The sequence below is a fragment of the Bradyrhizobium sp. 215_C5_N1_1 genome (assembly GCF_052075935.1).
In the GTDB taxonomy this organism is placed as follows: Bacteria; Pseudomonadota; Alphaproteobacteria; order Rhizobiales; family Xanthobacteraceae; genus Bradyrhizobium; species Bradyrhizobium barranii.
In genome coordinates, this window is the sequence record NZ_CP197228.1 from 703,395 (window position 1) to 717,342 (window position 13,948).

The 13,948-nt window shown below is 65.3% G+C and carries 12 protein-coding genes; 3 read left to right on the forward strand and 9 right to left on the reverse strand.

The features are described 5' to 3' along the window. Positions 1-44: 44 nt before the first annotated feature. Both AB7G19_RS03285 and prmC read right to left on the reverse strand, forming a co-directional pair. Entirely contained in the window at positions 45-839 is a 795-nt protein-coding gene (locus AB7G19_RS03285) for a DUF4167 domain-containing protein (protein ID WP_063980561.1), read from the reverse strand. A gap of 464 nt (positions 840-1,303) precedes the next feature. After that, entirely contained in the window at positions 1,304-2,200 is an 897-nt protein-coding gene (gene prmC, locus AB7G19_RS03290; RefSeq protein ID WP_187387883.1) for a peptide chain release factor N(5)-glutamine methyltransferase, read from the reverse strand. 90 nt (positions 2,201-2,290) lie between these two features. Between prmC and AB7G19_RS03295 the strand changes: the two genes are divergently transcribed. Beyond that, entirely contained in the window at positions 2,291-2,716 is a 426-nt protein-coding gene (locus AB7G19_RS03295) for an HIT family protein (protein ID WP_063980563.1), read from the forward strand. Between the two features lie 135 nt (positions 2,717-2,851). Here the strand turns inward: AB7G19_RS03295 and AB7G19_RS03300 are convergent, their stop codons facing one another. From AB7G19_RS03300 to AB7G19_RS03320, 5 genes are all read right to left on the reverse strand, one after another. Beyond that, positions 2,852-3,793, reverse strand: coding sequence for a DUF5996 family protein (locus AB7G19_RS03300; RefSeq protein ID WP_063980564.1), 942 nt, complete (start codon positions 3,791-3,793; stop codon positions 2,852-2,854). A 155-nt stretch (positions 3,794-3,948) separates the two neighbouring features. Beyond that, on the reverse strand, positions 3,949-4,647 hold the full coding sequence (locus AB7G19_RS03305; RefSeq protein WP_063980565.1) for an ABC transporter ATP-binding protein: 699 nt from the start codon (positions 4,645-4,647) through the stop codon (positions 3,949-3,951). After that, positions 4,644-6,488: a branched-chain amino acid ABC transporter ATP-binding protein/permease gene (locus AB7G19_RS03310; protein WP_063980566.1), complete on the reverse strand. Its 1,845-nt coding sequence runs from the start codon at positions 6,486-6,488 to the stop codon at positions 4,644-4,646. The genes AB7G19_RS03305 and AB7G19_RS03310 overlap by 4 nt, the downstream gene beginning before the upstream one ends. A gap of 11 nt (positions 6,489-6,499) precedes the next feature. After that, positions 6,500-7,375 (reverse strand): branched-chain amino acid ABC transporter permease, encoded by an 876-nt coding sequence (locus tag AB7G19_RS03315; RefSeq protein WP_014490434.1) that lies wholly within the window; start codon positions 7,373-7,375, stop codon positions 6,500-6,502. Positions 7,376-7,474: 99 nt separating this feature from the next. Beyond that, a complete protein-coding gene (locus AB7G19_RS03320) occupies positions 7,475-8,809 on the reverse strand; it encodes a substrate-binding protein (RefSeq protein ID WP_063980567.1) in 1,335 nt (444 codons plus the stop codon). 251 nt (positions 8,810-9,060) lie between these two features. Here AB7G19_RS03320 and AB7G19_RS03325 point away from each other — a divergent pair, with 251 nt between their 5' ends. Beyond that, the gene (locus tag AB7G19_RS03325) at positions 9,061-9,690 is read left to right on the forward strand and encodes a hypothetical protein (RefSeq protein WP_187387884.1); all 630 of its coding nucleotides are present in this window, start codon (positions 9,061-9,063) and stop codon (positions 9,688-9,690) included. 112 nt (positions 9,691-9,802) lie between these two features. Further along, entirely contained in the window at positions 9,803-10,273 is a 471-nt protein-coding gene (locus AB7G19_RS03330; protein ID WP_063980568.1) for a MarR family winged helix-turn-helix transcriptional regulator, read from the forward strand. A gap of 8 nt (positions 10,274-10,281) precedes the next feature. Here the strand turns inward: AB7G19_RS03330 and prfA are convergent, their stop codons facing one another. Both prfA and ptsP read right to left on the reverse strand, forming a co-directional pair. Further along, positions 10,282-11,367 (reverse strand): peptide chain release factor 1, encoded by a 1,086-nt coding sequence (gene prfA / locus AB7G19_RS03335; RefSeq protein WP_063980569.1) that lies wholly within the window; start codon positions 11,365-11,367, stop codon positions 10,282-10,284. A 57-nt stretch (positions 11,368-11,424) separates the two neighbouring features. Continuing rightward, on the reverse strand, positions 11,425-13,692 hold the full coding sequence (gene ptsP / locus AB7G19_RS03340) for a phosphoenolpyruvate--protein phosphotransferase (protein ID WP_063980570.1): 2,268 nt from the start codon (positions 13,690-13,692) through the stop codon (positions 11,425-11,427). Between the last annotated feature and the right edge of the window lie 256 nt (positions 13,693-13,948).

Genomic DNA, 13,948 nt, shown 5'->3' on the forward strand with positions numbered 1-13,948 from the left:
ATCGTCCCGGCGCGAGGCCGGGACGATTGCAGATCAGAAGAAGCTTACTCGCCGGAGGCGACTTCGTCGCTGGAGCCGGCCGGAGCCGCCTCGCGCTCGGGGCGCGGGCCGTGCGGCCGGCGGCGCCGCCGCGGAAAGCGTTCGCCGCCACCGCCGCCTTCCAGGCCGCCCTGACCGCCATTCGCGGCACTATTCACTTGCGGCTGTGCGCCGGTGATGAAGGAGGGCAGGCGATCGACGCTGCCGGCGTCGGCAACGACGGGCTGCGGCTGGTTCAGCGGCAGCGGCTGCGGCTGATATTGCGGCTGCGCACGATGGTCGCGTTCGCGATGTTCGCGGGGCTGCTGGTTGTCGCGCTGATAGGGCTGCTGGCCGTCACGCGGCTGATGATCACGCTGGTGATCGCGCTGGCCGTCGCGGTCGCGCATGAAGGGCTGTTGCTGCTGCGGCGGCTGCGGGACGAAGCCCGGCTCCTGGCCGAAATTCGAGAAATTCTCGCCGTCGTCCTCGCTGTCGTCGCCGCTGTTGCTGACGGGCTCGTCGCCGCGCGGCTGCTGGTTCTGGCGGAACTGTTCCTGGGCTGCCGCGATCAGGCGGAAATAATGCTCGGCGTGCTGGTAGTAGTTCTCGGCGGCGACCGGGTCGCCGGAAGAGCGCGCATCGCGCGCGAGCTGAAGATATTTTTCGGCGATGTGCGAAGCCGTGCCGCGGATCTTGATGTCGGGTCCGTTCGATTCGTAAACCCGGGTCATCGGGTTCTGGCCGCGCCGGTTGTTGTTGTTGTTATTATTATTGTTATTGCGGTTGCGCATCCGCTGCTTGTTCTGACCGTTTCTCATGTCCTGCCTTTAATTCCAGCCCTAAAGGTTGCACGCATTACTGATTGCTCGGAGTGACCTGATGACAGCGGTTCACATCTCTCATGCGCACCGCGCGCAAGAGCGGCTTGAACCCTGCCGATGTCCGTCGACCGTCGCGTTCAACAAAGACGCGTTCCCCACCCGCCAGCATCCATTGCCAGCGAACCCATTCATATCGCCTGCCGAAACAAGCCCAGCTTTGTTGCGTAAGTCTTCAAGCGCAATATCAGGCTTTCGTTCACTTTGCGGTCGGAGAGCAGCGCAGCTCCAATGGCCATCGCGCTCAACAGGACCTGCGGCTTGGAACCTTTAAATCAGTAAAGCTCTCGCCCGAGAGCCCGGCTTTTGCCCGTAGGTCTACGGGGCCGGCACCGATGTGTTGACCGGAACGTAGTCGTTCCCAAGGGATATTCCAAGAGGTTTTTTGCAACCCAATCCGGCTTTTATGGGGGCATTTTTCGGGCCGAAACCGCCCGCGGGATGCCCGCCAAATCGGCCTTGGGCGGCCTGTCCACAGACAACGCGGCGGCCGTCATCAAGGTTTCAATATCGCGGGCCTGCCCTTGCCCCGCCTCGACGATCAACGCCCCGCCGGGGGCGAGCCGCTCGGCCGCCTGCGGGATCAGGGCGCGGTAGGCGTCATAGCCGTCATTGCCGCCGTCGAGCGCCAGATGCGGATCGTGCTCGCGCACATCGAGGCTCAGTTTCGGAATTTCCCCTGAGGGAATATAGGGCGGATTCGACACGATGAGATCGAACGGGCCGCGCAGCGCCGCCGCATAGGAGCAGGCGACGAAGCCGGAACGATCGGCGAGGCCCAGTGCTGCGGCATTGCTCCGCGCGGTGTCGAGCGCGGAGAGGCTGAGATCGGTTCCGACACCGAAGGCATCGGGAATTTCGTGCAGCAGCGCGAGCAGGATCGCGCCGGATCCAGTGCCGATATCCGCGATTCGCGGGCGCTGCCCCGATATCGCGGCCTCCCGAAAGATTTCCAGTGCCAGTTCGACCACGGTCTCGGTGTCCGGCCGCGGCACCAGCGTCGCTTCGGACAGTTGGAACGGCAGGCCCCAGAATTCGCGCGCGCCGAGAATGCGGGCGACCGGCTCATGCGCGAGCCGGCGCTGCGCATAGGCTTCGAGCCGCGCGGCCTCTTCGGGCGTGAGCTGGCGCGCCGCCTGCGTGACGATGCCGGTCAAATCAAGCCTCAGCGCGGCTCCGACGAGCAGGCGCGCGTCGAGGGCGGGCTCTTCGATGCCGGCCGATTGCAGCCGCGCCGCAAGCGCGCGCCGCGCACTCTCGATGCTGTGTCCGGAATCGAAACCTGTCGCCAATGGAGCCATCCTGCCTGGTATCGTGGATAGATCGGCGGCATTGCTTGCGTCAACGGAAAGGAGCGCGTCTGATCGCATCTCGCAGCCAGCGAGGGATCCATGGCGGCTTACGACGATCAGAACGTCTTCGCAAAGATCCTGCGCGGCGAGATTCCCTGCTTCGAGGTTTTCAGCGACGACCGCAGCCTCGCCTTCCTCGACATCATGCCGCGCTCGCCCGGACACACGCTGGTCATCCCCCGGGCGCCGGCGCGTGGCATCCTCGACATCGCGGATGACGATCTCGCCGCGGTCGCCCGAACCGGCAAACGGATCGCGATTGCAGCGATGAAGGCGTTCGACGCCGAGGGTATCATCCTGCAGCAGTTCAGTGAACCGGCGAGCGGGCAGGTGGTCTTCCACCTGCACATGCACGTCATGCCGGTCAGGGCCGGAATCGAGCTGCTGCCGGCGCAGACGCGCAAGGAAGACATGGCCGTGCTCGCGGCTCACGCCAAGCGGATGATTGCGGCGCTTGGCAGTTGATCGAGATAGCGCTGCAGCAAGACCGTAGGACGGGTAGAGCTGTTGCGAAACCCATCATCGAGACAAACTCGAAATCGACTGGCGCAGCTTCGCTCCACCGAAACTGCGAGCCAGCGATCTTTCATCGAACCTTCATCAGTTCCTGTTCAGCGGGCGGGGTCGAAGGGGAGAGCCAATCGGACATTCGAGCGCGGCACGATCCCAGCGTCCGACATCAGCTGCTGCCTGATAGGTGGTTTGCAGAAACGCCATGAGCGTGGCCTCTGGCTCGCTGGATTTTCGCACAAGGTCGTAGGGCAGGAGATATTCGCCGAGCTTCCGATCGAAGTATGCGCCCGCCGGCATGACCTGTCCGTCAGCAAAGCCATTCGGGGTGGGGTAGGCATAGGAGTAGAAAGCCGCAAAGTCTGTGCCACCTCCGCCCGGCCAAAAGCCGGCGGACGAGACCTCATCGCTATAGGCCTCGCGTGTCACGACGTCCGGCAAACCCGGGACGCCACCCGGGTGAAGCGGAGCGGAACGCCCAGAGAAGCGCGTCACCGCGAGATCGAAGCTGCCCCAGAAGAGATGGACCGGACTGACTTTCCCGATGAATCCCGTCCGAAACCGATAGAACACTCCGCTGATCGCGACGAGGGCGCGGAAGAACCGCGTCACGGCGTCTGCGTCATAGGGCCTGATCTGGCGGTCCTCCGTGAACGGGATCGGATCCGGGACCTCACTGGGCCGACCGTCAAATTCTGGTGTTCCGCCGAGATGTTCTACCAAATCACAGAACCGGGCGTGAAATTCGGCGACGGACATTCGCCCGAGCGGCATTTCCGCCCTGCGCCCATCAGCTGCTTCTCCGATCAGGACGTGACGGGAGAGATCGAAGACGATCTCGATACCTGATGCGTCTGGAATCAGCGAAGTCGTGAGCCCGCGTGCATTCACGTAGAAGGTCGCGTGCCAGGAATGGTTGACCCACGGCGTTCTCGCGAGCCGATACTTGCCGACAATCTGGCAATACAGATGAAGCGCGGAACAGGTTTCGCGCCATGCCTCGAAGGGAATCTCCGGCCAGATCGCGCTCATAGCGTCTCCTCCCTCAGGTTCGGTTCGGCTTGGCAAGACCTCACCTCGGCTAAAGGCGACCCTGTGTCCGCTTTGGGCCCAAGGCGACATTCCGGGGGCGAGGCCGCATGCTGCGCCCTCGAAAGCAGATATCCCGGAGTTTAGGGGGACTCGACCTAGACGCCAAGGTATCGCTGCAGCAGCTCCGGCTGGACCTTGAGCTCCTGCGCCGGTCCCTCGTGCACGATGTGGCCGTTGTTGATGATGTAGATCCGCGTCGCCAGCGCCAGCGTCGCTGCCAGATTCTGCTCGACCAGCACGATGGTCTGGCCGGCGGCCGCGAGCTCGCGGCAGGCCTTGACCAGATCGTGGACGATGACGGGCGCGAGCCCCTCGAACGGCTCGTCCAGCAGCACGATCTTGGGATCGCGCACCAGCGCCCGGGCGATCGCGAGCATCTGCTGTTCGCCGCCGGAGAGCTCGGTGCCGCGGTTGTTGCGCCGCTCCTTCAGCCGCGGAAACATCTCGTAGACGCGCTCGAGCGGCCAGCGCTTCGGTGCGGTGATCCCGGCGAGGACGATGTTCTCCTCCACCGACAAGCTGCCGAAGATCCGGCGCTCCTCGTGCACGAGCTGCATGCCGGCCTGCGCGATTCTGTGGCTCTTGCGTCCGGCGATATCGATGCCGTCGAACTTCACGCTGCCGCTGCGGGGCGTCACGACGCCCATCAGGCTCTTGAGCGTCGTGCTCTTGCCGGCGCCGTTCCTCCCGAGCAGCGCCACCACCTCGTGCCGCTCGACGCGCATGGCGACGTCGAACAGGATGTGGGAGTCCCCGTAGTAGCTGTTCAGGCCGTTGACCTCGATCAGGCTCATGCGGCGATCTCTCCGTGAACGCCGCCGAGATAGGCTTCCTGCACCGCGGCGTTGGTCCTGATTTCCTCCGGTGTGCCGTCCAGCAGCACCTTGCCCTCCTGGAGCACCGTCACGCGCTCGACCAGCTCGAACAGCGAATCCATGTCGTGGTCGATGATGATCATGGTGCGCCCGCGCGCGATCGATTTGAGCAGCTTGACGGTCTCGACCCGTTCGCGCGGGCTCATGCCCGCGAGCGGCTCGTCGAGCAGCAGCAGGCGCGGCGAGGTGGCGAGCGCAAGCCCGATCTCCAGCCGGCGCTTCTCGCCATAGGCGAGCTCGGATACCGGCGTATCGGCGCGGCGGGTCAAATTGACCAGGGCAAGCGTGTGCTCGACCTGCTCCGTCAGGCCCTTCACGCCCGAGAGCTTGCGGAACAGGTCGAGCCGAAATTTGCCGCGCAGCTCGGCGAGTGCTGCGATCGTCAGGTTCTGCCGCACCGTGAGGCCCGTGAAGAGCTGGTTGACTTGGTAGCTCTTGGTGAGTCCGAGCTGGCAAACCTCGGTGACCTTCAATCCCGTGATGTCGCGGCCCTCGAACACGATCCGGCCGGAGGTCGGCGCGATCTCGCAGGTCAGCATCTTGAAGAAGGTCGATTTGCCGGCGCCGTTGGGCCCGATGATGCCGCGCAGCTCGCCCTGATTGACGCTGAAATCGATGTCGCTGTTGGCGACGAGACCGCCATAGCGCTTGGTCAGGCCGGTGGCTTTCAGGATCGGCCCGGAATAGGCGGGATGCGCGACCTCCCTGGCCTGCATCGGTGCAGGCGGAGCTTGCTGTGGCGTCTCGATCTCGGCCTCCACCTCCGTCTCCGCAGCCTTCCGCGCTCGCTTGCCGGACACGAGGCCGTAGAGATCGACGAGGCCGCCCACAATGCCGCCGCGCAGGAAGCAGACCAGCACCACGAACACGACGCCCAGCACGAGCTTCCAGGCCGCCCCGAGGCCCAGCGCGGACTGGAGGAAATCCTGAAGGAAGAGCCAAACTGTTGCGCCGACCAGCGGTCCGAACAGCGTGCCGCGGCCGCCAATGGCGGTCTGCATCACGAGCTGGCCCGAGGTGTCGAAAGTGAAGGCGTCAGGCGGCATGAAGGCCTGCAATACGCCGAGCAGGCCGCCGGCGAAGCCCGCATAGGCCGCAGCGATCACGAAGGCGGTCAACTTGTAGCCGTGGATGTTGTGGCCGACGGCGGTGGCGCGCAGCGGATTGTCCCGGATCGCGCTGAAGATGGCGCCGACCGGCGAGCGGACGATCCTGAGCGCGATGATGACGCCGATGAAGTAGCACAGCGCGATGAACTGATAGAGCGACCAGCCATTGGTGAAGTGGATGGTGGTGAAACCGAGATTGAAGCTCGGTGTCGGCACGCCCGGCAGGCCGTTCTCGCCGCCGGTGAAATCCGAGAGCGGATTGAACTCGACGAAGAAGAACACCTCCGCGATCGCCACCGTGATCATGGCGAAATAGATGCCGGTGCGGCGCAGCGCGATCAGGCCGATCAGGTAGCCGGTCGCCGCCGCCGCGATCATGCCGATGATCAGCGCGCCCAGCACGTTGCCGAAGCCCGCGCGGGTCAGGAGGTAGGCCGCGACAAAGCCGCCGGTGCCGTAGAAGGCGGACTGGCCGAACGACAGCAGGCCGGTGAATCCGAACAGGATGTCGAAGCCGAGACCGAACAGGCCCCAGACCAGAATCCGGTTCACGGTGTTCGGGGCGAAGCCGAGATGAGGCAGCACGAAAGGGGCTGCGATCAAACCGATCGCGGTCAGGGTCTCGATCAGGAACGGGCGTTGCTTGAGCATCAGGAAATCGCTTACTCGCGGCCCTGGACGCCGAGCAGGCCATGCGGTCGCACCACGAGCACGAGCGTCATCGCCGCAAACAGCATCACATAGGCGTAGCCGGGGTTGAACATGGAGGTGACGCTGATGATCTCGCCGGCGATCAGGCCGCCGAGGATCGCGCCCGGAAACGAGCCGACGCCGCCGATCACCACCACCACGAAGGTCTGGACCAGGATGTCGTCACCGATGCCCGGTGTCAGCGACACCACCGGCGCATTGACGATGCCGGCAAATCCGGCGGCCATCGCGCCGATGCCGAACACGACCATGAAGACGCGGTAGACGTTGATGCCGAGCGAATCGACCATCACCGAATCCTCGATGCCGGCGCGCACGATCATGCCGAGCCGGGTCCGGTACAGGACGATGAACAGTGCGCCGAGGGCGACCGCGACGATGCCGACGACGGCGAGGCGGTAGGTCGGATAGAACATGAAGCCGAGATTGGTGATGCCCTGGAACAGGGCCGGCGGCGGCACCAGCTGCGACTGGCTCGAGAAGATCAGGCGCACGAGCTCGACGAAACAGATGCCGAGCCCGAAGGTCACGAGCAGCTGATCCTCGTGCGGGCGATGATAGAAATGGCGGATGATGACGCGTTCCATCGCGACGCCGAGCAGCATCACGAACAGCGAGCCCGCGATGACGGCGATGATGAAGGACTCCGTGTACTGGTAGGCGACGAAGCCGGCATAGCCGCCGATCATGAACATCGCGCCATGCGCGAGGTTGAGCACGCCGAGCGTGCCGTAGATGATGGTCAGGCCGGAGCTGATCAGCGCGAGCAGGGCGCCGAGCGCGAGCCCGTTGAAAAGCTGCGAAACGAGGTTGGGCCAACTGATCATGCGACAATCGCCGTTGTGACGCGCGATGGTGCGCGTCAGAAAAAGGTGACGCCGCAGGACCAGAGTGCAGCCCGCGGCGTCACAGGGGTTAGCGCGGGCTCAGCTGTAATCGCCGGGATGGCAGCCGAACGCGTCCGGCTTCTGCATCAGGCCTTCACCGGGGACGATCTCGACGACGTCGTACCAGTCTTCCTTGCTCTTCATGTCCTTCTGCTGCTTGCCCTTCACGATGATCACCGGGCGGACGCATTGGTGATCCTCGGGGCGGTAATGCACGTCGCCGACCAGGGAGGGGATCGTCTCGCCCTTCTCGTAGGCCTTGATCACGTCGGGCGGATTGAAGCTGCCGGCCTGCTCGCACATGTGGGCCCAGTGCGCGAAGCTGACATAGGCGTTCTCGGCGCCCCATTCGGGCTTGTAGCCGTACTTCTTCTCGAAGGCCTCGTTGAACATCTTGGCGAGCGGGAACTTGTCCTCGATCGTCCACCAATAGTCGGTGGCGGCGTACACGCCCTGCATCAGGCCGCCGGTCTCGCGTGCGATGAAGGGCACCTGGTAGGGGACGACCAGCTTCATCTTGTCGAGCACGCCGAACTGCTTGGCCTGCTGGGTCGACAGTACCGCGTCGTGGCCCCAGTTGACGTTGATGAGCACGTCGGCGCCGGAATTCGCGACGTTCAGCAGATATGAGGAGTAGTCGGGCGCGCCGAGCGGTGCGACCTGGTTGGTCACCGTCGTCCAGCCCGCGGTCGCGAGGAAGTCCTGCATCGACTTGGTGACGGTGTGGCCGTAGGTGTAATCGGGCGTCAGGTAGGCGGCCTTCTTGTTCTTGCCGAACTCCCTCACCATCACCGGGCCGATCGCCGCGGCGGCGGTCTGGCCGAAGAAATTCTGGCGGAAGCCGTAGCGAACGCAGTCCTTGCCGGTGGTGTCGTTCGAGCCGGAAATGCCGCACACGAACAGCACGTGTTCGCGCTGCGCGAGCTTGTTGAGCGCGACCGCGACGGCGCTCGACGTGCCGCCGGTGATCATGATCGCCTTGTTCTCGCTGATGAAGCGCTGCTGCGCCTGCACCGCCTCGTTCGGCTTGGCCGCGGAATCCGCGACGCCGAACTTCAGCTCCTTGCCGAGCACGCCCTTGCTGGTCTTCGGCGAAATCTTCTTGATCAGGTCGTGGCCGCTGTTGATGTGCTCGATCGCGAGCTGGTAGCCCTTGAGCTCGTCCTCGCCCTGCACGGCATAGGTGCCGGTGCGCGGGACCGAGATTCCGATGAACGCGGTGGAACCCGAAACGCCGGCGGGATACGAGCCGATCGCCGGCTTGTCCTCGGCAAAGGCCGGCGTCGCGGGCAGCATCGAGCCGCCGATGAGGCTAGCTGTGGTCTGGAGCAGGCCACGGCGCGAGAGGCCGCGGCGGATGAGATCGTCAGTCATGGTCGTTTCCTCCGAACATCGTTCTTGTTTGCAGGCGCAAGCACGACCTGTCCGGCGCCAGCCGGCCTCGCTGGCCTGCTGCGCCGGGCACGTCACATCCGCGTGTAGCTCTTGGCCCTAAGCATTGCTCGTGAAGTCCTTCTGTCAATTTCGTCTTTGGTCGAACGACGAAAATTATCACGTGAAAACATATCGGATCACGATATATATTAGTCTTTGTGAGTACGAGGCTGGCGGGTTCGGCGAGAGAAATGGCGCGGCAGACGACAGTGGCGAGTGCCCGGAAGCGACGATCCTGGCCGCAGGAGGCGGAGCGGCCGGAGGCCGCGTGGCCCGCGGGGGAGGGCAGCGACCAGCGCGCGGCGCCGCAGTCGGGCGATGCCTCCCGCGTGTCCGAGCCGTGCAGCCGGTCAGCCGGCCGGCGCGGACCCGTCGTCGGCTCCGTCCAGGCCAAGGTCCAGGCCAAGCGCGCGCCCGGCCCGATGCAGAAGCTGAGCGTGCGCGCGCAGAATGTTCTGAAGGAGCTTGCGGTGGAGCTCACCGGCGAACAGCCGCCGAAGGGGAATTGGCTGCCGTCGCGCGAGTTGCTGCTCGCGCTGACGGCCGAGCGCCTTGCGACCACGCGCAACTGCGGTCCTCACACGATGCGGGAGATCGTGGATTGGGCCCAGGGCTGCGGCGTGACCATCAAGCCGGTGATACCGCCCGGCGGCTCGCTGTCGCAGATGTGGGCGGAGTTGATTGCCAATGCGTCGGCCGGGGCCTTGACCAGCGCCGAGATCGCCAGCGCGCTCCAGCGCTCGATCAGGCGAAAGAGCGTTCGCATCCCGATCGCGTTTCAGGTCATCCTGGTGAAGATCCTGCTCTCCAGTTTCGAATAGCCCCCGATATTTGTGCATCCGCGGCGCCGCTCGGTTGGTTCCGCCGGTCCTTCCTTGCTAGTCTCGGCAGCGCCCGCCCGCTTCATCGGTGGGCTCGACGTCGCAGGCAGGAATGACTCAATCGAAGCGGAAGACGACGCGTCCCGCGTCCGCGGCGCCCTCAAAGGGCGGCGCGATGCGCGAGGCCGACTATGCGGCGCTCGCACAGTTCCGCTATCAGCTCCGGACCTTCCTGGCGTTCAGCGAAGCCGCGGCCCAGAGTGCCGGCTTGACGCCGCAGCAGCATCAGGCGCTGCTGGCGATCAAGGGGCTGGCCGCCCCTGACGGCGCAAGCGTCGGCGACATCGCGCGCTTCCTCCTGATCCGGCACCATACCGCGGTGGAGCTGGTGGATCGCATGGCGAAGCTGAAGCTGATCGGCCGGGAAGCCGATCCGCAGGACGCAAGACGCGTCCTGGTCAGGCTGACGGCCAAGGGCGAGCAGAAGCTGCGATCGCTCTCGCGCATTCACCTGGACGAGCTGGGTGCCGCCGCGCCCGCCCTGGCCAGGATCCTGCGATCGTTCCGGGCCAAAGCGCGCTGAGGCGCGGTTCAGGCGGCTGCGCCTTGCGCGGCGAGCTGTGCGGCCTGATGCTCGGTGGTCAGCGCGTCGGTCAATTCGCCGAGCGCTTCGCCGGCGATCACCTGCGGCAGCTTGTAGAGCGTCAGGTTGATGCGATGATCGGTGACGCGTCCTTGCGGGAAATTGTAGGTGCGGATGCGCTCGCTGCGGTCGCCGGAGCCGACCTTCTCCTTGCGTTCGGCCGAGCGTGCGGCGTCGAGGCGCTGCTGTTCGGCATCGTAGATGCGCGAGCGCAGAATGTTCATGGCGGAGGCGCGGTTCTTATGCTGTGAGCGGCTGTCCTGCATCATCACCACGATGCCGGTCGGGATGTGGGTGATGCGGATCGCCGATTCGGTCTTGTTGACGTGCTGGCCGCCGGCGCCCTGCGCCCGCATGGTCTCGATCCGCAGATCGTCGTTCTTGATGTCGACGTCGACCTCCTCGACCTCCGGCATCACGGCGACGGTAGCGGCGGAGGTGTGGATGCGTCCCTGCGTTTCGGTGTCCGGCACGCGCTGCACCCGGTGCACACCGGATTCGAATTTCAGCTTCGAGAACGCGCCGCGGCCCTGCACCTCCGCGATGATTTCCTTGTAGCCGCCGACGGTGCCTTCGCTGGCCGAGATCACCTCGACCTTCCAGCCCTGCAAGGCCGCGAAGCGCTCGTACATCCGGAACAGATCGCCGGCGAACAGCGAGGCCTCGTCGCCGCCGGTGCCGGCGCGGATTTCCAGCACCACGTTGCGGTCGTCCATGGCGTCCTTGGGCAGCAGCGCGACGCGAATCTTCTGGACCAGCTCTTCGATTTTAGGCGTCAGCTCGTCGCGCTCGGCTTCAGCCATGCCGCGCATCTCGGAATCCGTCGCGGGATCGGCGATCAGCGCCTCGGTGTCGGCGAGTTCTTTGACCGCAGAACGATACGCCTTCACCGCCTCGATCAGCGGGGTGAGCTCGGCGAGCTCGCGGGTGATCTGCACGTAGCGTTCGGAGGCGAGCTGGCCGAGCGATTCGGCCTCGAGCGAGGCGTGATGCGCGAGCAGGACGTCCAGTTTGGCTTCGGGGAGTGACGACATCGGTTCAGTCTCAAATGGCGGAAGAGGGCGAGGCGGCGGGAGGGGGCGACAGGCCCGCTACAACGCCAGGCCTTCGGCCTCGGCAAATTCCGTCAGCTTCTGCCGGATCGAGACGCTGCCGGAGGGCGCGTCCAGCAGCGGGCCGAGCATCGCTTCGGCCTTCTTCGCGTCGAGATCGATGACCATCGCCTTGACCGGACCGAGCGCGGTCGCCGAGAGCGACAGCGAACGATAGCCCATCGCGATCAGCGCCAGTGCGCCGATCGGCTTGGAGGCCATCTCGCCGCAGAGCGATAACGACTTCTTTGCATCGTTCGACTTCCGCGCGATCTCGCGCAGCACGCGCAGGATCGGCGCCGACATCGTGTCGAAGCGCTCGGAGACTTTCGCATTGCCGCGATCGACCGCGAACAGGAACTGGAACAGATCGTTGGAGCCGACCGAGATGAAGTCGACCTTCTTCAGGAGCTCGTCGAGCTGGTAGAGCAGGGCGGGCACCTCGACCATGGTGCCGATGTCGATCCGCTCCGGCAGGGTGTGGCCGTGCTGGCGCAGATAAGTCAGCTCGCGCTCGACCAGCGCCTTCGCCGAATCGAATTCGGCGACCTCCGAGATCATCGGGAACATGATGCGCAGCGCGCGGCCGCCGCCGGCGCGCAGCAGCGCGCGGATCTGGCCGCGCAGCAGGCCGGGGCGATCGAGGCCGAGCCGGATCGCGCGCCAGCCGAGTGCGGGATTCTCCTCGATCACCGCTTCCATGTAAGGCAGTGCCTTGTCGCCACCGATGTCGAGGGTGCGGAAGGTGACGGGCTTGGTGCCCGCGGCATCCAGCACCGTGCGATAGAGCGCGAGCTGGTCGCTGGTGCGCGGCAGGCTCTGCCCCACCATGAATTGCAGCTCGGTGCGGAACAGGCCGATGCCGGCGCTGCCGGTGTCCTCGATATGCGGCAGGTCGATCGCAAGACCTGCGTTGATCATCAGCTCGACCTTCTGCCCGTCCTTGGTGACGCAGGGACGGTCGCGCAGCGCGAGGTATTGCGCCTGGCGGCGGGCGCGGAAGCGCACGCGTTCGGCGAAGGCGGCTTCGACCTCCTGCGACGGGCGCACATAGATCGAGCCCGAGGTGCCGTCGACGATGATGGCGTCGCCGGGATCGGCGATGCCCGGCGCGTTCGGGACTTCGCCGACCGCGGGGATGCCGAGCGCGCGGGCCACGATCGAGACGTGGGAGTTGGCGGTGCCTTCCTCCAGCACGATGCCGCGCAGGCGCTTGCGGTCGTAGTCGAGCAGCGCCGCCGGGCCCATTGCGCGCGCGATGACAATGGCATTGTCGGGCAGTTGCTCGCGTGAGGGCGCGTGGTCCTGGCCGACCAGCTGCCGCATCAGGCGGTAGCCGAGATCCTCGAGATCGTGCAGCCGGTCACGCAAATAGGGATCGGTGGAGCGCAGCATCCGCGCGCGGGTGTCGGACTGCACGCGCTCGACGGCGGCTTCCGCCGTGAGGCCGGTGGCGACCGCCTCATGCAGCTTGTGCGACCAGCCCTGGTCGTTGGCGAACATGCGGTAGGCTTCCAGCACCTCGCGGTGCTCGCCGCCCTCGGCAACGTCGCCACGCTCCAGCATGCGGTCGAGATCGGCGCGCAGCTTGGCGAGCGCGGTGTCGAGCCGCTTGATCTCCTTCGGCAGATCCTCGGCGATGTAGTCCTTGATGACGACGCGCGGCTCGTGCAGCACGACATGGCCGAGCGCGATGCCTTCCGAGAGGATGGCGCCGACCTTCTGCGCCGAATGGCGCGCGGCCGGCTCCTGGCCCGGCTGGGCCAGCGCAGACAATTCGCCGGAGGCGATCAGCTCCGCCAGCACCATCGCGGTGGTCTGGAGCGCCTCGAGCTCCTCCTCGACATAATTGCGCTTGGCGCGGTTCTGCACCACCAGCACGCCGAGCGTGTTGCCGGCGCGCAGGATCGGCACGCCGAGGAAGGAGTGATAGATTTCTTCGCCGGTCTCCGGGCGGAACGAGAAGGCCGGGTGGCTTTGCGCGTCGCTGAGATTGAGCGGGGTCGCCTCGCTGGCGACGAGGCCGACCAGGCCCTCATGGGCGCTCAGCACGGTGTGGTGCACCGCCTCGCGGTTGAGGCCTTCGGTGGCGTAGAGCTCGAGCGTGTTGTCAATGCGCAGCACATAGACCGAGCACACCTCGGCCACCATATTGGCGGCGATCAGCACCACGATCTTGTCCAGCCGCTCCTGGGCCGAGACCTGCTCCGCCATGGTTTCGCGGAGCCGTCTCAACAAGACGCGGGGACCTCCCGACGCGCTCCGCATGAACCGTCAATCTCCTCCGTCTGCCTGGCCCGGCGGTATCGGCCGGCGGCTGGCCCAAAATTCCAGAAAAACAACCAAATTGTTCGTCCGGCGCAGGCACAAACACAAATCTACTCAAGATTTAGCGCTTGCACCGAATCAGCGCCGCCTGAACTGGGACACAGTCTGCGGCAGCCCACCCTGTTCGCCGTATAGCGAATTGAGGCTTGTTTTGCCAAGCAAAACGCCTGCCAAACGCGAAGGTGTGTACACCTTC

Bases quoted from the DNA above. Each gene is read 5' to 3' on its own strand.
- AB7G19_RS03295 (WP_063980563.1), top strand. From the start codon at position 2,291: ATGGCGGCTTACGACGATCAGAACGTCTTCGCAAAGATCCTGCGCGGC.
- AB7G19_RS03310 (WP_063980566.1), bottom strand. From the start codon at position 6,488: ATGCTCAAGCAACGCCCGTTCCTGATCGAGACCCTGACCGCGATCGGT.
- AB7G19_RS03330 (WP_063980568.1), top strand. From the start codon at position 9,803: ATGACTCAATCGAAGCGGAAGACGACGCGTCCCGCGTCCGCGGCGCCC.
- AB7G19_RS03315 (WP_014490434.1), bottom strand. From the start codon at position 7,375: ATGATCAGTTGGCCCAACCTCGTTTCGCAGCTTTTCAACGGGCTCGCG.
- prfA (WP_063980569.1), bottom strand. From the start codon at position 11,367: ATGTCGTCACTCCCCGAAGCCAAACTGGACGTCCTGCTCGCGCATCAC.
- AB7G19_RS03325 (WP_187387884.1), top strand. From the start codon at position 9,061: ATGGCGCGGCAGACGACAGTGGCGAGTGCCCGGAAGCGACGATCCTGG.
- ptsP (WP_063980570.1), bottom strand. From the start codon at position 13,692: ATGCGGAGCGCGTCGGGAGGTCCCCGCGTCTTGTTGAGACGGCTCCGC.
- AB7G19_RS03305 (WP_063980565.1), bottom strand. From the start codon at position 4,647: ATGAGCCTGATCGAGGTCAACGGCCTGAACAGCTACTACGGGGACTCC.
- prmC (WP_187387883.1), bottom strand. From the start codon at position 2,200: ATGGCTCCATTGGCGACAGGTTTCGATTCCGGACACAGCATCGAGAGT.
- AB7G19_RS03285 (WP_063980561.1), bottom strand. From the start codon at position 839: ATGAGAAACGGTCAGAACAAGCAGCGGATGCGCAACCGCAATAACAAT.
- AB7G19_RS03320 (WP_063980567.1), bottom strand. From the start codon at position 8,809: ATGACTGACGATCTCATCCGCCGCGGCCTCTCGCGCCGTGGCCTGCTC.
- AB7G19_RS03300 (WP_063980564.1), bottom strand. From the start codon at position 3,793: ATGAGCGCGATCTGGCCGGAGATTCCCTTCGAGGCATGGCGCGAAACC.